General features: G+C 70.5%; 22 protein-coding genes. 11 read left to right on the top strand and 11 right to left on the bottom strand.

The window, feature by feature from the left end; translation table 11 throughout:
* Positions 1-15 precede the first annotated feature (15 nt).
* Genes AB6V31_RS02720 through mnhG form a run of 6 tightly spaced genes read left to right on the top strand, consistent with a single transcriptional unit; the run spans position 16 to position 6340 of the window.
* On the top strand, positions 16-2943 hold the full coding sequence (locus AB6V31_RS02720) for a Na+/H+ antiporter subunit A (RefSeq protein WP_369363875.1): 2928 nt from the start codon (positions 16-18) through the stop codon (positions 2941-2943).
* The gene (locus tag AB6V31_RS02725) at positions 2940-3533 is read left to right on the top strand and encodes a Na(+)/H(+) antiporter subunit C (protein WP_074694484.1); all 594 of its coding nucleotides are present in this window, start codon (positions 2940-2942) and stop codon (positions 3531-3533) included. The genes AB6V31_RS02720 and AB6V31_RS02725 overlap by 4 nt, the downstream gene beginning before the upstream one ends.
* Entirely contained in the window at positions 3530-5086 is a 1557-nt protein-coding gene (locus AB6V31_RS02730; protein WP_074694483.1) for a Na+/H+ antiporter subunit D, read from the top strand. The genes AB6V31_RS02725 and AB6V31_RS02730 overlap by 4 nt, the downstream gene beginning before the upstream one ends.
* A complete protein-coding gene (locus AB6V31_RS02735; RefSeq protein WP_056225174.1) occupies positions 5083-5697 on the top strand; it encodes a Na+/H+ antiporter subunit E in 615 nt (204 codons plus the stop codon). Before AB6V31_RS02730 ends, AB6V31_RS02735 begins: the two co-directional genes overlap by 4 nt.
* Entirely contained in the window at positions 5694-5963 is a 270-nt protein-coding gene (locus AB6V31_RS02740) for a monovalent cation/H+ antiporter complex subunit F (protein ID WP_144783553.1), read from the top strand. Before AB6V31_RS02735 ends, AB6V31_RS02740 begins: the two co-directional genes overlap by 4 nt.
* Positions 5960-6340, top strand: a complete 381-nt coding sequence (gene mnhG / locus AB6V31_RS02745) for a monovalent cation/H(+) antiporter subunit G (RefSeq protein ID WP_369363878.1) — start codon at positions 5960-5962, stop codon at positions 6338-6340. Before AB6V31_RS02740 ends, mnhG begins: the two co-directional genes overlap by 4 nt.
* A 7-nt stretch (positions 6341-6347) precedes the next feature.
* Here mnhG and AB6V31_RS02750 read toward each other — a convergent pair whose 3' ends face one another.
* The 3 genes from AB6V31_RS02750 to AB6V31_RS02760 all read right to left on the bottom strand — a co-directional run bounded on the left by AB6V31_RS02750 (position 6348) and on the right by AB6V31_RS02760 (position 9287).
* Positions 6348-6890, bottom strand: coding sequence for an SRPBCC domain-containing protein (locus AB6V31_RS02750; protein WP_369363880.1), 543 nt, complete (start codon positions 6888-6890; stop codon positions 6348-6350).
* Positions 6891-7081: 191 nt separating this feature from the next.
* Entirely contained in the window at positions 7082-7789 is a 708-nt protein-coding gene (locus AB6V31_RS02755) for an ABC transporter ATP-binding protein (protein ID WP_369363882.1), read from the bottom strand.
* 31 nt (positions 7790-7820) lie between these two features.
* Positions 7821-9287 carry an ABC transporter permease gene (locus tag AB6V31_RS02760; protein WP_369363884.1) on the bottom strand — a complete coding sequence of 489 codons (1467 nt, stop codon included), beginning with the start codon at positions 9285-9287 and terminating at the stop codon, positions 7821-7823.
* A 133-nt stretch (positions 9288-9420) separates the two neighbouring features.
* On the opposite strand from AB6V31_RS02760, the gene AB6V31_RS02765 reads away from it, so the two are divergent.
* Both AB6V31_RS02765 and AB6V31_RS02770 read left to right on the top strand, forming a co-directional pair.
* Positions 9421-10143 carry a response regulator transcription factor gene (locus AB6V31_RS02765; RefSeq protein ID WP_056228148.1) on the top strand — a complete coding sequence of 241 codons (723 nt, stop codon included), beginning with the start codon at positions 9421-9423 and terminating at the stop codon, positions 10141-10143.
* The gene (locus tag AB6V31_RS02770) at positions 10140-11576 is read left to right on the top strand and encodes a sensor histidine kinase (RefSeq protein ID WP_369363886.1); all 1437 of its coding nucleotides are present in this window, start codon (positions 10140-10142) and stop codon (positions 11574-11576) included. Before AB6V31_RS02765 ends, AB6V31_RS02770 begins: the two co-directional genes overlap by 4 nt.
* A gap of 122 nt (positions 11577-11698) precedes the next feature.
* Here the strand turns inward: AB6V31_RS02770 and AB6V31_RS02775 are convergent, their stop codons facing one another.
* The 6 genes from AB6V31_RS02775 to AB6V31_RS02800 form a co-directional block, all read right to left on the bottom strand.
* Entirely contained in the window at positions 11699-13636 is a 1938-nt protein-coding gene (locus AB6V31_RS02775) for a YhgE/Pip family protein (protein ID WP_369363888.1), read from the bottom strand.
* Positions 13633-14247, bottom strand: a complete 615-nt coding sequence (locus AB6V31_RS02780; protein ID WP_056225196.1) for a hypothetical protein — start codon at positions 14245-14247, stop codon at positions 13633-13635. The genes AB6V31_RS02775 and AB6V31_RS02780 overlap by 4 nt, the downstream gene beginning before the upstream one ends.
* Entirely contained in the window at positions 14244-14849 is a 606-nt protein-coding gene (locus AB6V31_RS02785) for a TetR/AcrR family transcriptional regulator (protein ID WP_056225198.1), read from the bottom strand. Before AB6V31_RS02785 ends, AB6V31_RS02780 begins: the two co-directional genes overlap by 4 nt.
* A gap of 202 nt (positions 14850-15051) precedes the next feature.
* A complete protein-coding gene (gene argG / locus AB6V31_RS02790) occupies positions 15052-16494 on the bottom strand; it encodes an argininosuccinate synthase (protein WP_074694469.1) in 1443 nt (480 codons plus the stop codon).
* Positions 16495-16574: 80 nt separating this feature from the next.
* The gene (locus tag AB6V31_RS02795) at positions 16575-17252 is read right to left on the bottom strand and encodes a peptidylprolyl isomerase (RefSeq protein ID WP_369363890.1); all 678 of its coding nucleotides are present in this window, start codon (positions 17250-17252) and stop codon (positions 16575-16577) included.
* A gap of 32 nt (positions 17253-17284) precedes the next feature.
* The gene (locus tag AB6V31_RS02800) at positions 17285-18010 is read right to left on the bottom strand and encodes a Pr6Pr family membrane protein (protein WP_056225206.1); all 726 of its coding nucleotides are present in this window, start codon (positions 18008-18010) and stop codon (positions 17285-17287) included.
* A gap of 104 nt (positions 18011-18114) precedes the next feature.
* On the opposite strand from AB6V31_RS02800, the gene AB6V31_RS02805 reads away from it, so the two are divergent.
* The 3 genes from AB6V31_RS02805 (at position 18115) to AB6V31_RS02815 (ending at position 21462) form a co-directional block, all read left to right on the top strand.
* A complete protein-coding gene (locus tag AB6V31_RS02805; RefSeq protein ID WP_369363892.1) occupies positions 18115-18900 on the top strand; it encodes a hypothetical protein in 786 nt (261 codons plus the stop codon).
* 73 nt (positions 18901-18973) lie between these two features.
* Positions 18974-20260 (top strand): adenylosuccinate synthase, encoded by a 1287-nt coding sequence (locus AB6V31_RS02810; RefSeq protein ID WP_056225212.1) that lies wholly within the window; start codon positions 18974-18976, stop codon positions 20258-20260.
* Complete coding sequence (locus AB6V31_RS02815) at positions 20260-21462, top strand: lactonase family protein (RefSeq protein ID WP_369363894.1); 1203 nt, start codon at positions 20260-20262, stop codon at positions 21460-21462. The genes AB6V31_RS02810 and AB6V31_RS02815 overlap by 1 nt, the downstream gene beginning before the upstream one ends.
* Positions 21463-21518: 56 nt before the next feature.
* On the opposite strand, the gene AB6V31_RS02820 is transcribed toward AB6V31_RS02815, so the two are convergent.
* Together AB6V31_RS02820 and AB6V31_RS02825 are read right to left on the bottom strand one after the other, a co-directional pair.
* The gene (locus tag AB6V31_RS02820) at positions 21519-23471 is read right to left on the bottom strand and encodes a glycoside hydrolase family 127 protein (protein WP_369363896.1); all 1953 of its coding nucleotides are present in this window, start codon (positions 23469-23471) and stop codon (positions 21519-21521) included.
* 2 nt (positions 23472-23473) lie between these two features.
* Positions 23474-24382, bottom strand: a complete 909-nt coding sequence (locus AB6V31_RS02825) for a carbohydrate ABC transporter permease (protein ID WP_200914114.1) — start codon at positions 24380-24382, stop codon at positions 23474-23476.

Below are 24382 nucleotides of genomic sequence, written 5' to 3' on the forward strand. Positions count from 1 at the left end.
CGAGGAGGCCCGACCGTGCTGATCTTCCTCGGCGCCTTCGCGGCCGTGCCCCTTCTTCTGCCGTGGCTCGTCTCGCGCATCGGTGCCCGCGCCTTCTACGTGGCGGCGGTGCTCCCGGCTCTCGCTTTCGCGCACGCTATCGTCCTCGCCCCCGCGGTGTTCGCGGGGGACATTCCCTTCGAGGAATATCGCTGGATTCCGGCGATCGACGTCTCGCTGTCGATGCGCATGGACGTGCTCGGCTGGTTGCTGACGCTCGTCGTAACCGGCGTCGGTGCGCTGGTGATGCTCTACTGCCGGTGGTACTTCCGCGGCAAGACCGCCGGTGTCGGGCAGTTCTCCGCCGTGCTGCTCGGCTTCGCCGGCGCCATGTACGGCCTCGTCCTCACCGACGACATCGTCGTCCTCGTCATGCTGTGGGAAGCGACGAGCGTGCTGTCGTACCTGCTCATCGGGTACTACCACAGCCGTTCCGCGAGCCGTCGAGCCGCCCTGCAGGCGCTGCTAGTCACCACGCTCGGCGGACTCGTCATGCTCATCGGCGTGGTTCTGCTCGTCGTCCAGGCGGGCACCTCGAGCCTGTCGACGATCCTCGCCGACCCGCCCACGGGCGCCGTCGTCGACATCGCCGTCCTGCTGCTGCTGGTGGGAGCGCTCAGCAAGTCGGCGATCTTCCCGTTCCACTTCTGGCTCCCCGGGGCCATGGCCGCCCCCACCCCGGTCAGTGCGTACCTGCACGCCGCTGCCATGGTCAAGGCCGGCATCTACTTGGTCGCCCGCCTCGCCCCCGGCTTCGCCGATACGCCGTTCTGGCGGCCCACCCTCATCGCCCTCGGTGTCTTCACGATGCTGCTCGGCGGGTTCCAGGCTCTGCGTGAGCGCGACCTCAAGCGCATCCTCGCCTTCGGCACGGTGAGCCAGCTCGGCTTCCTCACCGTGATGCTCGGATACGGGACGAGGGATGCCGCTCTCGCCGGCGCCGCGCTCCTGCTCAGCCACGCGCTGTTCAAGTCGTGTCTCTTTCTCGTCGTCGGTGTGATCGACCGTCAGCTGAACACCCGTGACATCGGCCAGCTCTCCGGCCTGGGCCGACAGGCGCCGGTCATGGCCACCGCGTCGTTCATCGCGATCTTCTCGATGGCGGGGGTCATCCCCACTCTCGGGTTCGTCGCGAAAGAGACCGCGCTGACGGCCCTGCTGCACGAAGCCGAAGGCGGAGCTGCGTGGGGATGGGTCGCTCTGATCGGCATCGTGCTGGGCTCGGCGCTGACGGCGGCGTACGGCATCCGCTTCCTGTGGGGGGCGTATGGGACCAAGCGCGACGTCGAGACCACCGAGTGGCCCGACCCGCCGATCGGCTTCCTGTCGGCGCCGGTGCTCCTCGCGGCGACGTCACTGGGGCTCGGATTCCTCGCCCCGATCGTCGACCACTGGCTCGCGCCCTACGCCGACGGCCTGCCCGAAGCGACCGCGGGCGTCTCCGCTCCCGCGTACCCGTACCACCTGGCGCTCTGGCACGGCCTCGAGCCGGCGCTGTTCATCTCGCTCGGCACGCTCGCACTCGGCGCCGGCATCTTCTGGGTCGTGCGCAAGACGCAGCTGCACAAGCGCCGTCGCGTGCTGCCCTTCACGGCGAACGACGCCTACAACGTGGCCCTGCGCGGGATCGACCACTCGTCCGAGTGGGTGACCGCCCGCTTCCAGCGCGGTTCTCTGCCGTTCTACGTCGGAACGATCTTCGTCGTGCTCGTCGTCGCCGAAGGCACGGCGCTGCTCGCCTCGAGCGAGTGGCGCGCCCAGCTCGCCGCGTGGCAGTCGCCGGCGCAGCTGATCTCGGCACCGATCATGATCGCCGCCGGCATCCTGGCCGTCCGCGCCCGCAAGCGGTACACCGGTGTCGCCCTCGTCTCGGTGACGGGCCTGGGCATGGTGGTGCTCTTCGCCACCAGCGGCGCCCCCGACCTCGCCCTCACGCAGGTGCTCATCGAAACCGTGACCCTCGTGGTGTTCGCGCTGGTGCTCCGGCGTCTGCCGGCCCGCATGGGCGAGCAGAACGAGTCGGTCGCCCCGCTGGCGCGTGCCGTCCTCGGTGCGGGCGTGGGCCTCACGATGGCCCTCGTGGCGATCGTGGCGACCGGCGCGCGGCAGGACCTCCCCGTCTCGCTCGAGTGGCCGCCCCTCGCCTACGAGATCGGTCACGGTCGCAACGTCGTCAACGTCGCTCTCGTCGACCTCCGCGGCTGGGACACGATGGGCGAGCTCTCGGTGCTGGTCCTCGCCGCCACCGGCGTGGCGTCCCTCGTCTTCATCACCAACCGCAGCGACAATCTCGCACGTCGATCGGGCACCGCCCGCGCACGGGTGGGACTCGGCCGTCGTCGCCCCCTCGTCGAGACCGGCAGTGGCGTGCGTGCGCAGCGCGTGGGCGAAACCGGTGCCCCGCGCGCGTGGCTCATCTCGGGTGCGAAGGTGCAGCCCGAGAACCGTTCGATCCTGCTCGAGATCATCATCCGGGTGCTCTTCCACTCGATCATGATCGTGTCGCTCTACCTGCTCTTCGCGGGCCACAACCTGCCCGGCGGAGGGTTCGCCGGTGGCCTGGTCGCGGGTATGGGCCTGGTCATGCGCTACATCGCGGGCGGTCGCTGGGAGCTCGGCGCCGCCGCCCCCACCGACGCGGGTCGCTTGCTCGGGGCGGGCATGGCGATCGCCGTGCTGTGCGCCCTCGTTCCGATGGTGTTCGGCTTCGCGCCGCTGCAGAGCTTCACCTTCGAGGGTGAACTGCCGATCATCGGTCACTGGGAGTTCGTGACCAGCACGATCTTCGACGTCGGCGTCTACCTCGTCGTCATCGGCCTCGTTCTCGACGTGCTCCGCAGCCTCGGCGCCGAGGTCGACCGCCAGTCGCAACTCCCCGAGGACGCGGAGGTGGTGGCCTCATGACCATCTCGCTGGTCCTCGTCATCGTCATGGCCGTGCTCTTCGCCTGCGGTGTCTACGCCATGCTCGAGCGCAGCCTCACCCGCGTGCTGATCGGCTTCCTTCTGCTCGGGAACGCCGCGAACCTGCTGCTCCTCATCGTCATGGGCGCGCCCGGCCGGGCCCCGTTCTACGACGGAGGGCAGACGGATGCCGCGGACATGTCCGACGCTCTTCCCCAGGCCCTGACGCTCACCGCGATCGTCATCACGTTCGGCATCTCGGCGTTCCTGCTCGCCCTGATCTACCGCTCCTGGCAGCTCGGTCAGGCCGACACGGTCATCGACGACGCGGACGACGTGGCGCTGCGCGCCCGCACGGCGAACGAGCCCGAGGACGCGATGGACGAAGAGTCCCGCTCCGACGACGAGGACGTCACCACCGACTTCGTCGGCGACGTCGCCTCGCCCATCCGCGTGCTGCACCAGGGCGACCTGTCGCAGCTCGTCGACGACGCCCCGGTCGATCGCGTCGCCGTCTCGCGCGAGTCCGACCCGGCGCGAGACGACGACACCGACGCCCCCCGCGACCCCCAGGACGGTGATCGCTCGTGAGCGCCCTCGTGCCCCTGCTCGTCGGCATCCCTCTCATCGGTGCCGCGATCAACCTCATCTTCGGTCGGCGCAAGAAGACGCAGATCGTCGTGTCGGTCGCCTCCCTCGCGGCCGTGCTCGTGCTCGGTGCGATCCTTCTCGTCACCGTCGACACGAGCGGGCCCATCGCGGTGGCGATCGCCGCGTGGGACATCCCGTTCGGCATCGTGCTCTACGTCGACGTGCTCGCGGCTCTTCTCGTCGTCGTCACGAGCATCGTGCTACTCGCGGTCCTGCTCTTCTCGATCGGGCAGGGCGCGGCCGACAACGACGAAGACACCCCGGTCTCGATCTTCTACCCGGCGTACCTGATCCTGGGCGCGGGCATCTTCAACGCCTTCATCGCCGGCGACCTGTTCAACCTCTACGTGGGCTTCGAGATCCTGCTCGTCGCCTCGTACGTGCTGATCACCCTGGGCGGTACCGAGTCGCGCATCCGCACCGGCGTCGTCTACATCGTCGTCTCGCTGGTGTCGTCGATCCTGTTCCTCGCGGCGATCGCGATGGTCTACGGGGCGCTCGGCACGGTCAACATGGTCCAGATCAGCGAACGGATGGCCCTGCTCCCGCAGGACACGCAGACGATCCTGCACCTCATGCTGCTGCTCGCCTTCGCGATCAAGGCGGCGGTGTTCCCGCTGTCGTTCTGGCTGCCCGACTCGTATCCGACGGCTCCCGCTCCCGTCACGGCGGTGTTCGCGGGTCTGCTGACCAAGGTCGGCGTGTACGCGATCATCCGCACCGAGACGCAGCTCTTCGTCGCCAACGACCTCAACTTCCTGCTGATGATGGTCGCTCTGTCGACGATGATCGTCGGCATCCTGGGTGCCGTCGCGCAGGCCGAGCTCAAGCGCATCCTGTCGTTCACGCTGGTGAGCCACATCGGCTACATGATCTTCGGGCTGGCGATCAACACGCCGCTCGCGGTGGGGGCGACGATCTACTACATCGTCCACCACATCATCGTGCAGACGACCCTGTTCCTGGCCGTCGGTCTCATCGAGCGCCGGGCGGGCAGCACCTCGATCCTCAAGGTGAAGGGTCTCATGCGCGCGGCGCCCCTGCTCGCGGTGCTGTACTTCATCCCGGCGATCAACCTCGGCGGTCTGCCGCCGTTCTCGGGCTTCATCGGCAAGTACGCCCTGTTCGACGCGGCGGCGCAGGTGGGCACCCCCGTGATGATGGTGCTGATCGTCGGCGGCGTCGTCACTTCGATCCTCACGCTCTACGCCCTGATGCGCGCGTGGAACCTGTCGTTCTGGCGCGAAGACGACGACTCCGCCGAGACGACCGAGCGCATCGCCTACCTCGGCAACGCCCCGGCCGCGACCATCTCGACCGAGCGCCGCACGACGCCGAAGATCATGACCCTCGCCACGGTCGGCATGGTGGCCGTCACGGTGTCGCTGACCGTGTTCGCCGGACCCCTGCTCGACATGTGCCTGCGGGCGGGCGTCGACATCACCGACGGCGTGAGCCTCGTGCAGATCCAGGAACAGGTGGGTCAAGGATGAGCCCCTCCCGCCGATCGCAGGTATCGCTGTTCCTGCACCAGCTGCCGTTCCTGGTGTGGCTGGTCGCTCTGTGGATGCTGCTGTGGGGTCAGTTCACCTGGCTGGCGTTCCTCACCGGTCTGGTCATGGCGGTCTTCGTCACGCGCGTCTTCCGCCTGCCCCCGGTCGAACTCTCGGGTCGCATCAACCTCTGGTACGGCCTCGTGTTCGTCGTCACCTTCCTGGGCGCGGTCATCAAGGGATCGCTCATCGTCGCGTGGCAGGTGATCGACGTCCGCCGTCAGCCCGGCGCCGCCATCATCGCCGTCCCGCTGCGCGTCGACGACGACGTGATCATGGCGCACACCGCCGTCACGGCATCCCTCATTCCGGGATCGCTCATCGTCGACGTCGACCGCGAGAACCGCACCCTGTTCCTTCACACCATCGGCGTCAGAAGCGACGCGGATGCCGAACACCAGCGCCGCGTCGTGCTCGGGTGGGAAGCCCGCATCACGCGTGCCGTGGGCTCGAAGGAAGAGTTGCAGGAGCTGCGGGCCAAGATCGCCGAGTCCGACGCCGACGCACGTCACGGCGCCGAGACGCCGCGCGACGGGAGGACCCTGCTGTGAACACCGCCCTCGTCGCCGTCATCCTCGTCGTCTTCGCCGTCGCCGCCGTGCTGGCGCTGATCCGTCTGGTCATCGGCCCCTCGATCCTCGACCGAGCCGTGGCCGCCGACGTGCTGCTCACCGAGGTGCTCTGCATCCTCGGCGCCGACATGGTCATCAACCACCACACGCGCTCGTTGCCGGCGATGCTCATCATCGCCGCCGTCGGGGTGTTCGGCTCGATCGCCGTGGCCCGCTTCGTCGCGCGGAAGGAGAACCCGAGATGACCCTCGACGACGTTCTCGACACGGTCGCGCTCGTGCTCGTCCTGCTCGGCGCGATCCTCTGCCTGACCGCGACGATGGGACTGCTCCGGTGGCGGGACGTGCCCACACGTCTGCACGCGGCGACCAAGCCGCAGGTGCTGGGTGTGCTGCTCATCGTCGCGGCGGTCGCGCTGTCGACGCGCACGTGGGAGGCCCTGGCCTTCGGCATCCCGATCATCCTCATCCAGTTCGCGACCGCGCCGCTCGCCGCGCACATGGTCGGGCGGGCCGCGTACCGCAACCGGACGACCGACGAAGAGAACCTCTTCATCGACGAACTCCACCACAGCACCGAGCAACCCGGCTCCACCGGGGCGCAGTCGCGACCCGAGAGCTGACCCGCGCTCAGATCCCCGCTTCGCGCACGTCGTCCTGCGCCTGCGGTGAGGCGGTGCCCTCGGCCGGGTCGGGTGTCGAGGTGCGGTGGTCGAGTTCGCGTGCCGCGCGTTCTTCCCGTCGCCCCTCTGCGAGGAAGGCCAGGCGGTTCAGGCACTCGTGGTTGCGGGCCACGAGCATCGCCTTCCAGGCACGTCGGGGCAGAAGCGAGGCGGCTCCCGAGAGGGGTTCTTCGACGATCGTGACCGCCGTGCCGCCGGCGTGAGGGCGGGCGTCGATGCGGATCACGCCGCGACCCAGGATGCCGGCCTCGGGCCTCAGCCGCATCCGGCGCGGGGGATCCCACTCGACGATCTCGGTCTCGTCGTGGATCATCACGGGCCACACTCCGAGGGAGTGGTGGATGCGCGAGCCCTCTCGCGGCCACTGCTCGTCGACGTCGCGCATGCGCGCGGCACCGACCACCCAGACCGGGTAGAGCCACCCGTCCGAGAGGACGGCGAACAGATCGTCGGGCGTGCAGCGCATCAGTCGCGTGTTGCGGGCGGCCATGGCATCCCTCCAGTCGGCGTGCTCCGACCTTATTCGGCCGCCTCGATCCCGCCCGTGCCCCTTGACGCACTGCCCCTTCTCCTCGCGTGAGGGGTCGAGAACTGTCGCCTGGGAGGTGCCCGAGGCGACAGAAACTGACCCCTCACGCGTGTGGCACCAGGCACGGCCCGGGGCGGGCGGGAGGCACCCGCTCAGCCGCGGGTGATGTCGGTCACGATCCCCTTGTCGAGGCGCAGGCGACGGCGCGCGCGGCGCGCCACCGCCGAATCGTGGGTGACCACGATGAGGGTGAGCCCCTCGGTGTTCAGTGCCTCGAGCACGTCGAGGATCTCGTCGCGCATGCGCTCGTCGAGATTGCCGGTGGGCTCGTCGGCGAGCAGCACCCGCGGCTGCTTGGCGACGGCGCGGGCGATCGCGACGCGCTGCTGCTGTCCGCCCGAGAGCTCGCCGGGTCGGTGCTCGGCGCGGTCGGCGAGCCCGACGCGGGTGAGCGCCTCGGTCACCCGGCGGCGGCGTTCGTCACGATCCAGACCGAGGGGCTCGAGCCCCATGTCGACGTTCTCGGCGGCGGTCAAGGTGGGGATGAGGTTGAACCCGTGGAAGACGAAGCCGATCTCCTCGGCGCGCAGTCGGGCGAGCTGCGCGTTCGAGGCCCGGGCGACATCGAGGTCACCCAGCACCACCGACCCGGCGGACGGGCGGTCGAGGGCGCCGAGCATCTGCAGCAGCGTCGATTTGCCGCCGCCGGTCGGGCCCTGGATGGTGACGAAGTCGCCCGCGGCGATCTCGAGATCGACGCCCGCCAACGCCTGGACCGTGCGGTCGCGCTGGCGGTAGGTGCGGGTGACGCCCTCGAGGCGGTACGCGGTGGTGACGGACGGGGGAGCGGTGAGGGTCATGATGTCTCCTTCGGAGGATGGGGGATGCCGCTCACGCGACGGAACGGAGGGCGGCGGCCGGGCTGAGACGAGCGGCACGCCACCCGCCGAAGGCACCCGCGAGGACCCCGCCGAGGACGGCGATCCCGACCGCGGCGACGATGACCACCGGGGTGAGGGGCGCGTGGAGGACGATGTCGGTCGCCTGAGCCGCGGCCTGGCCGAAGCCGCCGCCGCGTCCGCCCTGGCCGCCCTGGCCGCCGGGTCCCGCCGTGGCCGCGCCGACCGACACCGTGGGCGCGATGACGTTGACGAGCAGGATGCCGCCGAGCCCGAGCACCAGTCCCACCGCACCGCCGATGAGACCCTGAACGAGCGACTCTCCCGCGACCTGGCGCACGATGCGGCCGTTCGACCAGCCGATCGCCTTCAGCGTTCCGAACTCCCGCGTGCGCCGCGCGACACCCGAGATGGTGAACAGCACGGCCAGGGCCAGCGCGACCAGCAGCACGACGACCGACAGCCAGGTTCCGAGGTTCGAGATCAACGACGACGCGCTCGAGAGGGATCCCGAGACGCTCGAGGCGAGCTGCGCCTGCGAGCTCACGGTCGCGTCGGGGAGAGCCGCCGAGATCTTCGACTGCACCGCGTCGATGGCATCCGCCGACTCCGCCTGTACGTAGACGGTCGACACGACGTTCCCGGCGCCCGAGAGGGCCTGCGCGACGGCGAGGGGGAGGTACACGTTGGCCGCGGTGTCGGCGTCCGCCGAGGTCGAGGCGACGATCCCCACGATCTGCATGGCGGTTCCGCCGACGTCGATCGTGCCGCCGACGCTCAGGCTCGCGCTCGCCGCGTACGTGGCGTCGACCACGGCCACGTGGGTGCCGGCGTCGCTCGCGGCGAGGGCGCGCCCCGCGCTGACTGTGACCGACGAGAGCGGACCGACGGAAGCCGAGGGGTCGACGCCGAGGACGCTGAAGGAGTCCACGCCGAAGGCGCTGCCCCCGTCGCCGGTCGGCCCGCCCGCGGGGGGCTCGCCCGTCCCGCTTCCGGGCGCTGTGCCCGTGCCGGTGTCGGTTCCGGACTGCGAGCGGCGCTCGGGAACCTGACCCGAGAACGTCGTGTTGGTGAGAGCGAGGGCTCCGGTCGCGGCCGAGACGCCGTCCACGCCGCTCACCGTGCTGACGGTCGACGCGTCGAGGGGCGCTCGACGGCGCTCGGTGAGGAGGCGCGATTGGTTGAGGGTGGTCGTACCGTCGGAGGTGGCGCCCTCGCCGGCGCCGAAGTCGAAGCGCGCCCCGCCGCCCTGACCCGGTTCGGTCTGCGCACCGGTGACCGTCAGGTCGGTGCCCACGCCGTAGACCGACGAGAGGGCCTGCGACTGCGCGTCTCGCACCCCGGCCGAGAGGGCGTTCACGACGATCACGAGCGCGATGGCGATCGCGAGGCCGACCGCGACGATCACGGTCTGTTTGGTGCGGCCGGCGAGTTCGCGCCGTAGGTAGGTGCCGTACATGCTTCTCCTTCCGGACGCGGGGTGCGGCCGTCGGACCGACCGTAGGAACGGCACCCTCACCGCTCCCTCACCGTTCCTATGAAGCGCGTATGCCGGGTGACGGGGGCCTCATCGACAGGGCATGCTGGCTGTCATGGCATCCCGCCCCGCCCCCCTCACCCGCCCCGACGGCTCCCCCGTCCGCGCGCTCATCGTCGACGACGAGGCCAACCTGAGCGACCTGCTGCGCATGGCCCTGCAGAACGAGGGGTGGGAGGCCCGCACGGCCGCCAACGGGCACGAGGCTCTGGGAGCCATCCGCGAGTTCGGCCCCGACCTGCTCGTGCTGGACATCATGATGCCCGGGCTCGACGGCATGGAACTGCTGACCCGCATCCGCGCGGCCGGCAACGACGCCCCCGTGCTGTTCCTCACGGCGAAGGATGCCGTAGAGGACCGCATCGCCGGGATCTCCGCCGGAGCCGACGACTACGTGACGAAGCCTTTCAACCTCGAGGAGGTCGTCGTCCGGCTGCGCGGAATGGCCCGCCGCCACGTCGCCGCCGCAGCCGACGCCGACCCCCGCCTGCGCGTGGGCGACCTCACGCTCGACGAGGAGTCGTACGAGGTCGAGCGCGGCGGCATCCCGATCAAACTCACCGCGAGGGAGTTCGAGCTGCTCCGCTATCTGATGCAGAACCCGCGCCGCGTGCTCAGCAAAGCGCAGATCCTCGACCAGGTGTGGAGCTACGACTTCGGGGGCGACGGCAGTGTCGTCGAGATCTACATCTCGTACCTGCGCAAGAAGGTCGACACCCTCGGCGATCCGCTGATCCACACCGTGCGGGGCGTGGGCTACTCGATCAAGGCGTCATGACGCGCCGCCGCTGGACGCTGCGTCGCACCCTGGTCGTCGGCACGAGCGTGCTGGTGGCGCTGGCCTTCGTCGTCATGAGCATCGCCACGATCGTCGCCCTGCGCTCGTTCGCTCTCGACCGCCTCGACGCCCAGGTGCGCGAGGGCCTGAGCTTCTCGGCGGGGTTCGCCGGGCGCGACGGCGGCTCCACGCGCCCTCCGGGGTCGAACACCGATCGTCCGGCGGGGCGGATCGGGTCGTTGCAGCTCGTCCTCGCCGGTGACGGGTCGGTGCAGCGCTCGGGATACACGCGCTCCGACGGCACGCAGGTGTCGCTCTCGACGGACCAGATCGCCCTGCTGCGCTCCTCGGTGTCGACCGACCGGCAGCCGACCACGGTCGATCTGGGCGGTGACCTCGGTGCCTTCCGCGTGGCCGCCGCCGAGAACTCCGGCGCGACCGTGTTCGCGGGGGAGTCCGAGGCCGACGTCAGCGCCACGACGACCGCGCTCACGGTCATCTTGGCGGCGGTCAGCGCTCTCGTCCTGCTCGCCGCGGTGGTCGGGTTGTCGGTGTTCGTCCGCAGGAGTCTTCGCCCTCTCGACCGCGTCGCCGCCGTCGCCGGGCGCGTGTCGACCCTCTCGCTCGGGGCGGGGGCCGTCGAGATCCCCGATCGGGTCGCGACCGTCGACACCGATCCCGACACCGAGGTGGGAAGGGTCGGGGCATCGCTCAACGACCTGCTCGGGCACGTGCAGTCCTCGCTCGCCGCGCGTCAGCACAGCGAGGATCGACTGCGACGCTTCATCGCGGACGCCAGTCACGAGTTGCGCACGCCCCTGGCCAGTATCCGCGGCTACGCGCAGCTCTCGCTGGGCGAGGACGCCCCGATGACGCCGACCCAGGCGCGCTCGTTCGACCGCATCGAGTCCGAGGCGCAACGGATGGCCTCGCTCGTCGACGATCTGCTGTTGCTGGCCCGCCTGGATGCCGGTCAGCCCCTGCGCCGCGAAGAGGTCGAGCTGACGCTGCTCGCCGTCGACGCCGTGAGCGACGCGCAGGCGGCGGCGACGACGCACGAGTGGCGGCTCGACGTCAGCGAGGACCTCATCTCGGTCACGGGCGATGAGAACCGCCTGCGCCAGGTCGTCGCCAACCTGCTGCGGAACGCCCAGGTGCACACCCCGCCCGGCACCAGGGTGACGCTCTCGCTCGCGCGCGACGGCGCCGAGGCCGTGCTGCGGGTGACCGACACCGGACCCGGGATCGACCCCGGCGTCGCAGAGCGCCTGTTCGATCGCTTCGCCCGCGCCGACGACGCGCGCAACCGCGACGAGGGCAGCACGGGCCTCGGCCTCTCGATCGCCCAGGCGATCGTGACCGCCCACGGCGGTTCGATCAGGGTCGACAGCGTGCCGGGGCGGACAGCGTTCGAGGTGCGGCTGCCGGCGTGAGGCGTCCGTCGAGGTGTGCGTAGGTGGCCCCGGGGCCTCTTTCGCCGCCCCCGGGGCCACGCGCGCGCAGGGGTCGCGGTGCCGCCCGGCCACGGGGCCCTTGCGCCGCCCCCGCCCGCGCCTCAGCCGATCAGGCTCGGCTGCAGGTCGCGCAGGGTGCGGTGGTGCGTCATGCGCGTCACGCCGATCGCCGCGACCAGCACGCCGCCGACCATCCACGCGCCCAGCACCAGCAGGTCCTGACCGACCCTCGAGACGTCTCCGCCGTACATGACCTGGCGCATGGCATCCACCACGTAACCCATGGGCAGCACGTGGTGCAGCGCCGCGAGGGGCCCGGGCAGGGTCTGCCAGGGGAAGGTGCCCCCGGCGGTGACGAGCTGGAGCACCATCAGCACGAGGCCGAGGAACTGACCCACCGACCCGAGCCAGACGTTCAGCGCGAGGACGATCGCCGCGTACGTCGCCGAGGCGAAGAGCAGGATGCCGAGCGCTGCCCACGGGTTCGCGAACGAGAACTGCAGCGCGAACGCGAGGATCGTGAACAGCCCCACCATCTGCAGGGCCCCCAGGCCCGCGGGCGTGAGCCACCCGGCGAGGGTGACGCGGAAGGGCGAGCGCAGCGCCGTCACGGCGCGCTTCGACACCGGCTTGACGATGAGGAACAACGCGTAGATGCCGATCCATCCGGCCAGCGCGGCGAAGAACGGCGCCAGCCCCGCACCGTAGTTCTGCGCCTTCGTGACCGAACTCGTGCCCACGGCGACGGGGTCCGAGATGGCCGAGGCCTGCGCCTGGCGCGTGGCGTCGTCGGAGTCGGGGATCTGCTGGACGCCCGCGCTGAGACCGCCGCGCAGCTGGGTGGCGCCGGTCGAGAGCTGCCCGATGCCGTCATCCAGCTGGGTCGCTCCGTCGCGCAGCTGAGCGGATCCGTCGCGGAGCTGGGAGGCCCCGGATGCCGCGGTGGCGGCGCCGTCGGCGAGGGCCGATGCACCATCGGCCGCGGTGGCGGCGCCGGTGGCCAGGGCGGCACTTCCCGAGGCGACCTGGCGGGCGCCGTCGTCGAGCTGATCGATCTGCTTCACCGTGTCCTGCACGCGCGAGTTCGCGGTCGTGAGGCGCTCGCCCACCGGGTCGAGGCGCGAGAGGATCTCGTCGATGCGGGACTGGTCGAGGCCGGCGTCGGCCAGCGCCTTCGCGATGTCCGTTCGGGCCTGTGGCAGCTGCGATGCGGCATCGCCCGCGACCGAGCCCACCTGACGGGCCGCGGCGTCGAGGCGGTCCACGCCACCGGCGACCTGCTGGGCGCCGTCAGCCACGCGGGCCGAGCCGTCGCGGAGCTGAGCGGTTCCGTCGCGCAGTTGATCGGCGCCCGCCGCCAGTCGCGCGTTGCCGTCAGCGAGGGTCGCGGCGCCGTCGGCGAGGGTGGTCGAGCCGCTCGCGAGCTGCGACGACCCGTTCTTCGCGGTCGCGAGGCCGTCGACGAGCTGGGTCGCCCCGTTCGTGGCATCCACGAGCTTGACGCGGATGGTGTGCAGGGCGTCGAGAAGCGAGAGACCCGCCTCGTTGACGACCTTCTTCGCCACCGACTCCTGGATCTTCGCCACCGCCTGCGTGCCGATCGTCGAGGCGAGATAGTTGTTCGCGTCGTTGGTGCGCAGCTCGATGTCGGCCTGGCGAGGAGCGTTGCTCGACAGCGTCGCGACGGCCTCGGAGAAGTCGGCCGGCAGGGTCACGATGAAGTCGAAGTCGCCCGCTTGCAGACCGGCGTCGGCCTGGTCGGACGAGACCCGGTGCCACTCGAAGGTGTCGCTGTCGAGCAGCTGCTCGGCGGCTTCGTCGCCGAGGTTGCGTTGCTGACCGTTCACGTCGGCGCCCTGGTCGTCGACCACGAGAGCGACCGGCACGCTCGAGAGGTTGCCGTAGGGGTCCTGGTTGGCCCAGAGGTACAGGCCGCCGTACAGGATCGGCACGGCGAGCAGCGCGATCAACGCGATCACCGACATGCGCGTCGAGGTGAGTCGGCGCAGTTCGGCCGTGATCATCTGCGGGATCTTCATCGGGCGGCCTCCACCGTCTCGTCGAGGGCGTCGATCGTCGTCTTCGACGCGTGGCCGGCGATCACCAGCACCGCGTAGCCGCGCTCGGCGAACTCCTGCGCGATCCGCCACCAGGCGAGGGGTTCTCCGCCGTGGCGATCGGGGGCGACCAGGACGAGCCCCTCGACGTCCTTTCGGAGTGCCGCGAGCTCGAGCAGCAGACGCACGCGGGCGGCCGGCTCGACGTTGCCGATCGCCGTGGTGGCGAGCGACTCGAGCCCGACGCCCTCGAGCCACCGCGCGGCGGCGAACGGGTTGGGGGCGTGTCCGGCGAACATCAGCTCTTCGGCGACGACACCGGTCACGGTGACGTTCGACTCGGGTTCCGACACCACGGGGGCGTCCACGAGGGCGACACGTCGGCGGATGGCCGACGCGTCGGCGCGACCGTCGATCGTGACCGTTCCGCTGTCGACTTTCATGCGACCGGATGCCACCAGGCCCAGCACCGTGGGACGCTGCTCGGTCTCGGCGACCACCAGGGTCGCGCCGCCGGTCTCATACGCGGTGGACGTCTCGGGCAGGGCGCTCTGCGCGCGGCCCTTGGCGACGGCGGTCAGGACGATTCTCACTGCGCCTCCAGGTCGGGGTGCTGTTCCAGCAGGGCGCGCGCTTCGATCCACGACAGGCCGGCGATGCTCAGAACCGCGCACACCGCGATCGAGCGGGCCGTCGAGGAGCCGGCATCCACTCGGGCGACGACCATGCGGCCAGTCTCTTCGAGCAGGCGGGCGAGGGTCGGCGCGGGAAGGTCCGTCCGCAGCTCTCCCGCTTCTTGTCCGCGGCGCACGATCTGGTCGATACGGCGGCGGAGCGGGGCGAGCGCGTCGGAGGTCTCGGCGAGGTGCGCGTCGTCGAGGGCGAGCGCAGCGGCGGCCTGCACGTGGGCGGCTTCGCGCCAGAGTTCGGATGCCAGACGAGCGAGCGCGACGCGGGAGTCCTGGTCGTCGACGCGGGCGGCGATGGCGTTGAAGCGGGTCGCTCCGGCGGCGATGACCTCGCGCACGATGGCGTTGCGGTCGTCGAAGTGGCCGTAGAGGGCGCGGCGCGAGAGGCCGGCGCGGCGGGCGATCGTGTCGATCGAGGCGCGCGGGTCGTGGCCGATGGCCGCGGTCGCGGCGTCGAGGATGCCGGCGCGGTTCTCGACGGCATCGCGGCGGGTGGGGGTACTCACGAGTGATCAGTGTACGCCTAAAGTGCACGCTCGTGTGCAACTTACTGCCACCGCGTCAGCGTCCCCGCGCGTGAGGGGTCACGTTCTGTCGCCTGGCGTCGCCGTCGGCGACAATTTCCGACCCCTCACGCAACGCGCCCCCCTGACACGAAAGAGCCCGCGGTGCCGGAGGGGCACCGCGGGCTCTTTCCGAGAGGAAGCGTCAGTCAGTGCCGGCGTCGAACGCGGCGCCCTCGCCCGCGGCATCCGTCGCGTCGGCGAGGCGCTCGCCGGCCGCGTCGAGCGGCGAGGCCGACTCGATGATGTCCTGCGCGCCGCCGGCGGCCACGTCGCCGACGAGCTCGCCGGTCGGTCCGCCGAGCAGGCCCATCGCGGCGTACTGCTCGAGGCGCGCGCGCGAGTCGGCGATGTCGAGATTGCGCATGGTGAGCTGACCGATGCGGTCGACCGGGCCGAACGCGGCGTCGCCCACGCGCTCCATCGAGAGCTTCTCGGGCGAGTACGACATTCCGGATGCCACGGTGTTGAGGATCGTGTAGTCCTCACCGCGGCGCAGGCGCACGGTGACCGACCCGGTGATGGTCGACCCGACCCACTTCTGGATCGACTCGCGCAGCATGAGCGACTGCGGCTCGAGCCAGCGGCCCTCGTACATGAGGCGACCGAGGCGGCGGCCCTGCTCGTGGTACGTGGCGAGGGTGTCTTCGTTCAGGATGCTGTTGACCAGGCGCTCGTAGGTCAGGAACAGCAGGGCCATGCCCGGGGCCTCGTAGACGCCGCGCGACTTGGCCTCGATGATGCGGTTCTCGATCTGGTCGCTCATGCCCAGGCCGTGACGGCCGCCGATGGTGTTGACCTCGCGCACGAGCTCGACGGGGTCGGCGAATCGCGTGCCGTTGACGGCGACGGGGCGACCGGCCTCGAACTCCACGGTGACGTCTTCGGTCTCGATCTCGACCTCGGGGTCCCAGAAGCGCACGCCCATGATGGGCTCGACGATCTCGAGCGAGACGTCGAGGTGCTCGAGGGTCTTGGCCTCGTGCGTGGCGCCCCAGATGTTGGCATCCGTCGAGTACGCCTTCTCGACGCTGTCGCGGTAGGGGAAGTCGTGCGCGACGAGCCACTCGCTCATCTCTTTGCGCCCGCCCAGCTCGGTGACGAAGTCGGCGTCGAGCCAGGGCTTGTAGATGCGCAGCGCGGGGTTGGCGAGCAGGCCGTAGCGGTAGAACCGCTCGATGTCGTTGCCCTTGTAGGTGGAGCCGTCGCCCCAGATGTCGACGCCGTCTTCTTTCATCGCGCGCACGAGCAGGGTGCCGGTGACGGCGCGGCCCAGCGGCGTGGTGTTGAAGTAGGTGCGTCCGCCCGAGCGGATGTGGAACGCGCCACACGCGAGGGCGACGAAGCCCTCTTCGACGAGCGCCGTCTTGCAGTCGACGAGGCGCGAGACCTCGGCGCCGTACTGCGTCGCGCGGCCCGGGATCGACGCGATGTCGTCTTCGTCGTACTGCCCGAGGTCGCCCGTGTAGGTGCAGGGGACGGCGCCCTTGTCGCGCATCCACGCGACGGCCACCGAGGTGTCGAGACCACCCGAGAAGGCGATGCCGACGCGCTCGCCGACGGGAAGGGACTGCAAGACCTTGGACATGCCCTCGATTCTAGAGCGGAGGGATGCCGAGCCCCGACTCCGGGGGAGGATCGGGCGCCCCAAAGCGATGGGGAGGAGCGTCAGCCGATCGTCACGGCGCTGATCGTCACCGGGGTGGCGGGGGCGCCGTCGGGCGAGCCGCCGGCCGTACCCGCCGCGGCGATGTTCTTCACGACCTGCAGCCCCTCGGGCGACATCGTGCCGAACACTGTGTAGTCCGGGGGCAGCTGGGAGTCGGAGTACACCAGGAAGAACTGCGAGCCGTTCGTGCCGGGGCCCGCGTTCGCCATCGCGACCGTGCCCGCGGGGTAGGTCTCGCTGCCGTCGAGCTCGTCGGCGAAGCGGTACCCGGGGCCACCGCGGCCCGTGCCGGTCGGGTCACCGCACTGCAGGACGAAGATGCCCTGGGTGGTGAGGCGGTGGCACTCGGTGTTGCTGAAGTACTGCTGCTGGGCCAGCGAGACGAAGCTCTCGACCGTGCAGGGGGTGCGCTCGCCGCTGAGGGTCATCGGGATCGCCCCGGCCGAGGTCTCGAGCGTCGCGTCGACGGTGCCCGTGGGACGCTCGGTGCCCGCCGAGGGGGGAGTCACGTCGACGGACGGCTGTCCCGAGGCGGGGTACGAGCACTCGCCCGAGGCGGTGCTCGCGCTCGATGCGCTCGCCGCGGGGGCGGGGGCGGGCGACGTGCCACCGGCGCAGCCGGCGAGCAGGAGCAGGGTGGAGGCGGCGAGGGCCGCAGACATCAGTCGAGTGCGCACGGGTTCCAGGGTAGGGCGTCGACGTCGACTCGTCAGGGCCGTGCGCGCGTCGCGGGCGTCGGGTCGATCGGCATCCGGATGCCACGTGCCCGACCGATCGCGACGACACCGACCGCGAGGGCGATGATGGCCACGGCGATGACGACGATGTAGACCGCGACGCTGCCCCACCCGCCGGTGTTCGGGTCGAGGAAGGGGTAGGGGTACCAGAACGGCGCCCCCGTGGTCGGGTTCGTGATCAGGGGCGCGCGCAGGAGCGTGTAGACGATCCACACGATGGGGAAGATCGCCGCGGCGAACGCCGCCGACCAGGGCAAGCGGCGTCGCGTCGGCCCGAGCAGCACGTCGAGCAGGAGGAAGAGCGGACCCCAGACGTGCATGATCTCGTTCGACCAGGGCACGGTCTCGGGCTGGAGGGGGATGCCGCGCAGCAGCAGGTTGTAAACGATGCCGGTCACGATCATGTACGTGGAGACGAAGGCGAGAGCGGTCGCGAGGGCCGGCGGATCGACCTCGACCCGGCGGCCGCGTGCGAAGAACCGCACGCCCAGAAGCACCAACACGACGGCCGACGAGACGTTGGACAGGATCGTGAAGAAGCTGAAGAAATTCGCGGTCACGGTCGCCACGTCGCGGTCGCGCGCCACCGCCTCGGCCACCGACGACGAGAACTGCGCCCCCACCGCGACGAGGATGAGCACCGCGATCGCCACGCGTGCCGCGTTCCACCCGGTCGTCCACCCGCGCGATGTCTGCATCGCCCCAGGCTAGTGAGTGGCCGCACGCGGGGGCAGGGGTTGCGGCGGGGCGGCCCGCGCGAGCGGGCCGCTAGGGTGGTCGCACCCCGACCCAGGAGTGCGACGTGAGCTACGACATCCACGTGTTCGACCCCGCCGCCGCCCCCATCGGACGAGAGGCGCTGCGGGCATGGCTCGCTGGACCCGCCCGCGACGAGCAGCCCAGCGCGCTCATCACCCGGGCCGTCGGTGTCCTGCAGCAGTTCTACCGGCCCCTGTCCGAGGCCCCTGACACCCTGACGGAGGGGGAGCACTTCGCCGACTACGCCCCCGAGGGTGCGCTCCTGTCCCTCTCCGCGCCGTGGTACGACGCCGAAGACCTCACCGCCGTCGTCCACCGTCTTGCCACGGAGCACGGATGGGGCTTCGACGACGTCAGCGTGACGGACGGAATGCTCTGGCGTCCGGATCCCGCGCGTCAGGTCGATCCCACCCCCCTGGTGGGAGCGAGCCTGACGGTCGAGAACGGGGGAACCCATGCCGATCCGAGCCCCGCGCTGCTGGCGGCGTCGGTCGATTGGATCGCCGACCACCGCGGGCCTGCATTCGCGATCCTCAACCTCGGCGAGGACGACTACGTCCAGTACGCGGGTGGGCGCGACGGTCTCACCGTGGAGAGGCGCACGCCGGCAGCCACACCGCCCGGGTTCCGGCACACGGTCGCCGCCACCTCGGCCAGCACCGCGGGCGACCTCGTCGATCTCCCGGGCGCGACGCGCTCGTTCCGCGTCCTGCCGAACGAGGTCCTGTCGGCTCCGGATGCCGTGACCCTGGTGCTCGCATCGGCGCAGGGCGCGAGCGTCCCGGCGTCGATCGCCTGGCACGACATCACGAGCACCTTCGGCGCATAGGGCGCGCGCGGGCCGTATCGGACCCGCTCGATAGGATGGGGTGTACCGCCGGAATCAGACGCGAGGAGCGCACATGCCCGGAATCGTGATCGTCGGCGTCCAGTGGGGCGACGAAGGCAAGGGCAAGGCCACCGACTTGCTCGGTGAGCGCACCGACTGGGTGGTGAAGTTCAACGGCGGCAACAACGCCGGGCACACCGTCGTCATCGGAGACGAGAAGTACGCGCTGCACCTGCTGCCCAGCGGCATCCTGTCTCCGGGGGTCACCCCCGTGATCGGCAACGGCGTCGTGGTCGACCTCGAGGTGCTCTTCAACGAGCTCGAGGCCCTCAACGCCCGTGGCCTCGACACGAGCCGCCTCAAGATCAGCGCCAACGCGCACATCATCACGCAGTACCACCGCACGCTCGATAAGGTCACCGAGCGCTTCCTCGGAAAGCGCATGATCGGCACCACCGGTCGCGGCATCGGCCCGGCCTACGCCGACAAGATCAACCGCGTCGGCATCCGCGTGCAGGACCTCTTCGACGAGAACATCCTGCGTCAGAAGGTCGAAGGTGCCCTCGACCAGAAGAACCACCTGCTGGTGAAGATCTTCAACCGTCGCTCCATCACGGCCGACGAGATCGTCGACGACCTGCTCTCGTACGCCGAGCGCGTGCGCCCGATGGTCGCCGACACCTCGCTCCTGCTGAACGACGCGCTCGAGGCCGGCGACGTCGTCGTCTTCGAGGGCGGCCAGGCCACCATGCTCGATGTCGACCACGGCACCTACCCGTTCGTGACGTCGTCGTCGGCGACGGCCGGCGGCGCCTCGACGGGTTCGGGCGTCGGTCCCAACCGTCTCGACCGCATCGTCGGCATCGTCAAGGCGTACACGACGCGCGTCGGCTCGGGTCCCTTCCCGACCGAGCTGTTCGACGAGAGCGGCGACTGGCTGCGCTCGCGCGGCTTCGAGTTCGGGACGACCACCGGACGCCCCCGTCGCGTCGGCTGGTACGACGCGCCCATCACGCGCTACGCGACGCGGATCAACGGCATCACCGACCTCGTGCTGACCAAGCTCGACATCCTCGGCGGGCTCGAGCAGATCCCCGTCTGCGTCGCCTACGACGTCGACGGTGAGCGCTTCGACGACCTGCCCGTCAATCAGACGGACTTCCACCACGCGAAGCCGATCCTCGAGTACTACCCGGGCTGGAGCGAGGACATCTCGACCGCGCGGGCCTTCGAGGACCTGCCGCAGAACGCGCAGGACTACGTGCTCGCGCTCGAGAAGATGAGCGGCACGCGGATCTCGGTCATCGGTGTGGGCCCGGCCCGCGACCAGGTGATCGTGCGCCACGACCTGATCGACTGATGCGGTTCTGGGTCGGCGCCTACGCCCCCGACACCGGGGTGGCCGAGGGCATCGGCATCCTGCAGGCCGGCGAATCCGACTCGCTCGGGGCCGGCGGTCCCCTCGGCATGGTCGCGACCGCCGCCGCCGTGCCGGGCTCCGCCTCGTGGGTGGCCGCGCACCCGTCGAATGACGACATCGTCTACGCCGCTGTCGAGTTCGACGGGACCGTGCAGGCGTTCCGACGGACCGCCGAGACCCGCCTGACACCTCTCGGACCGCCCGTCGAGGCGGGTGGTGCCGTCTGCCACATCGCGGTCGCGTCCGACGCCTCGTTCCTCGTGGCGAGCTGCTGGGGGGACGGCCGGATCGTCCGCATCGCGCTCGACGCCCAGGGTCGGCCGTCGCGCCCGGTCGTCGCCGCCGAGGCCGCGGATCCGCACGGGGCGGCATCGGACGAGGGCACCGTCTCGACCGGCGCCCGGGTCTCGGGCGCGGTGGTGCCCGACCTGGCCGCCGCGGCACGGGCTCTTCGAGACGCAGCCGGGGAGGAGTACTCCCACCTCGTGCCCGCGTACGACGATGTCCCCGTCACCGACGCCGAGTCGGAAGAGGCCGTCGCGGGAGCCCGCGTGTCGCGTGCTCACCAGGCGGTGTTCCTGCCCGGCGGCCTGATCGCGACGACCGACATGGGCTTCGACCTCGTGCGGTTCTGGCGCACGCACGAGGGCGGGCTACGGCTCGCGCAAGAGGTCGCCCTCCCCAAGGGCAGCGGTCCACGCCACGGTCTGTGGCATCCCTCGGGTCATCTCTACGTCGTGACCGAGCTGAGCTGCGAGGTCTTCGTCCTCGCGCCCGACCGCGCGGGACGGTGGCACCTCGTCTCGGGTCAGCCGCTGCTCGGCACCCTCGACACCGACACCGCCGCCGAGCTGTCGAGCAGTCGCGACGGGTCGACGCTGTACGCCGGCGTGCGCGGCAGCGACACCGTGGGCGTGCTCTCGGTGCGCGGGCACGGTGAAGAGCTGCAGCTGCTCGCTCTCGCTGAGACGGGCACCCGTTGGCCGCGACATCACGTCGTCGTCGACGACACCCTGCTCGTCGCGGGTCAGCTGGCGCACGAGATCGTCTCGCTGCCGCTCGATGGCCGCACCGGCATCCCCGGCAAGGTGCGCCACCGCACCCCGTCTCCGTCTCCGACGCGCCTGCTGCCGATGCGCTGAACCGGCGCCCCACTGCTGCGGGACGTCGGTTCAGCCTCGGTCGAGTGGACGCGCGCTCAGGCGATCGGCATCCATACCCGCATCGTCGACGGGCCGCGGTTACCCCAGTCGTGATAGGCGACGAGAGCGACACGTCCCGCGGCGGCGGGGGCCACGGTCGCCTCGGTGCCGTAGGGCCAGCCGTCGGGCGCGGAGCCTCGAGTGGTGACGCTCATCCAGACGCGTCCTCCGTCTTCGACCGGCGGGACGTCGGGAAGCACGGCCACCTCGCCCACGTCGTGGCCTCCGTCGAGGTCGACGGATTCCAGGGCGAGCACCTCGGGTCCACGTTCCACGGCCACGCAGCCGCGGACGGCGTCGATACGCGGGTCGGGGACGACGACGCGGGGGGCCATCGGCAGTTCGAGCTCGACGACGTCGCCCGCTCGGAAGGCGCGATGCACTCGAGCCCATCCCCCCGCGGTCGGTGCCTCCTGCGTCACTCCGTCGGCACCCTCGACGCGAAGCCGCGCGCCGTCTGCCCACTCCGGGACGCGCAACGACAGGGTCCAGGGCTCGTCCGCGCTGTCGATGACGCTCACACGGATGCTCCCTTCGCTCGGGTAGCGAGTAGCGACGTCGAGAGACACGGCCCTCCCATCGGAGAGGGCCGTTCGAATCTCGCTCGGCGCGTACTGATGGATCTGGATGCCGTGGTCATCGGCGGTCGCGATGTAGGCGTCGAGGCTGGCCAGGGTGCGGGCCACGTTCGGAGGGCAGCACGACACGTCGAACCACGGCGCACGCAGCGATGAGGAGGCGCGCGGGGAGGTGGCGTCGGGGTCTGCGACGATGCCGGGAACGCGCTGGTGGAGTGTGTTCGCGTAGAAGAAGCTGCGCCCGTCGGCGGCCGGTGAGGTGGCCACGACGTTGAACAGCGTCCGCTCGATCAGGTCGGCGTACGCCGACTCTCCGCCCGCCAGAAGAAGACGCCACGAGAACATGACCGAGGCGATCCCGGCGCAGGTCTCGGAGTAGGCACGGTCCGACGGGAGCTCCCAGTCGTCGCCGAACGCCTCGTCCTGGTGATGCGATCCCTGACCGCCGGTGATGTAGGTGCGGCGTCCGCGCGTCCGCGCCCACTGCCGTCGTAACGACGTCAGCAGCTCGTGGTCGTCGCTCTCGACGGCGACGTCGACGGCACCCGCCGCGAGGTAGTTGGCGCGTACGGCATGGCCGCTCAACGCCTCGGCATCGCGGACCGGGACGTCGTCCTGGAAGTACCGGCGACCCCACTCGATGTCGGCGAGCGTCTCGTGCCCGCGCCGGGCGACGAAGAGAGCGGCCTGCTCGGCGTAGCGCGCGTCACCGGTCACGCGCGCCAACTCCGCCAGTGCGGTCTCCACCTCGGGGTGGCCGCAGAACGCCGGGATGCCATCGGGCCCGAAGACCTCGCAGACAAGGTCGGCCGCGCGCCGGGCGATGAGCAGCAGTCCGTCGTCGGCCCCGGGTCGCGTGCGCTCACGAGCCACCGCCGCCTGGAAGAGGTGACCGAGACAGTACAACTCGTGACCCCACTCGAGATCCGACCATCGGGGCTGCTGTCCCTCCCGTCCGAACTCGGTATTGAGGTACCCGTCGTCCTCCTGAGCCGCGGCGACGCGATCGACGACCGCCCGGAAGGTGGCCTCCAGGGCGGTGTCGTCGCTGCGGCCGATCTCCCACGCAGCCGCTTCGAGGTACTTGTAGACCTCGGAGTCGCTGAACTCCCGACCGCGGCGGCCGAGGGGGAGGGTACCGGCGGTGGCACGGTCGAAGTTGGGGAGCCATCCCTCCGACTCCAGTCGTCCGAGGATGTGGGCGAGGGTGTGCCGCGCGTTGACGCCCTGTCGCTCGCCCCAGAACCCGCCGGTGATGCGCACGTCGCCCAAACCGAGCGGGCGCAGCCGGGAGTGCGAGGGGACGACGGGGGCGGCGACGGTGCGGGCCGTGTCGGGGTCGAGGGGACGGGCGGGGAGAGTGGTCGACATGGTCATCCCTTGAAGGCGCCGGACATGAAGCCGCGCACGTAGTGACGTTGGAGGATCAGGAACAGCACGATGCACGGCAGCGCGAGCACGACGACACCGGCTTCGGTGACCCCGTAGTCGATGACGCCCATCGTCTGGCCGCGGAGGTTCGCCACCGCGAGCGGCAGCGTGATGCGCGATTGGTCGTTGATGAGGATCAGGGGGGCGATGAAGTCGTTCCACGCGGTCAGGAAGGCGAACAATCCCACCGTGATCAGCCCCGGTTTCACCGCGGGCAGCAGAACACGCCAGAGAGCGCTGAAACTCGTGCACCCGTCGACCAGTGCTGCCTCGTCGAGTTCGCGCGGCACGGACTCGAACGAGATGCGCATCATGAACATCGAGAAGGGCAGTTGGAACATCGTCAGCACGAGCGCAACGCCCACGAGGGAATTCTGAAGACCGACGGCGTTGAGGATCACGTACAGCGGGATGAGGAGCGTCGCGTACGGGACCATGAGGATCGCCAGGACCGAGAGGAACAACAGGTTCTTGCCCGGGAACTGGAAGCGGGCGAAAGCGTATCCACCGAGGAACGACACCAGCAGCGTGAGAACCACGGTCAGCACCGAGACGAAGATCGAGTTTCCGAGGTAGACCCAGATGCCGGACTGGAAGTTCGACAGCTTCACGTAGTTGCCGAACCCCCAGCCCTCGGACTGCGTGGTGCCCGCCTGCGGGCTCACCGAGGCGACCCCGGTCCATACCAGGGGGTAGAGGAAGATGATCGCGAGCGCCCCGGTGAACACCTTCGAGGGAACGCCCCACAACAGGCGTCCGGTGGGGCGACGGCGATCGCGGAAGCCGGGGGCGACGATCGCGCGAGTGCTTCCGGTGGCGGCCGCGCGGGGGCGGATGTCGGTCGTGGCCAT

It is taken from the genome of Microbacterium sp. 16-032 (genome assembly GCF_041079455.1).
In the GTDB taxonomy this organism is placed as follows: Bacteria; Actinomycetota; Actinomycetes; order Actinomycetales; family Microbacteriaceae; genus Microbacterium; species Microbacterium testaceum_A.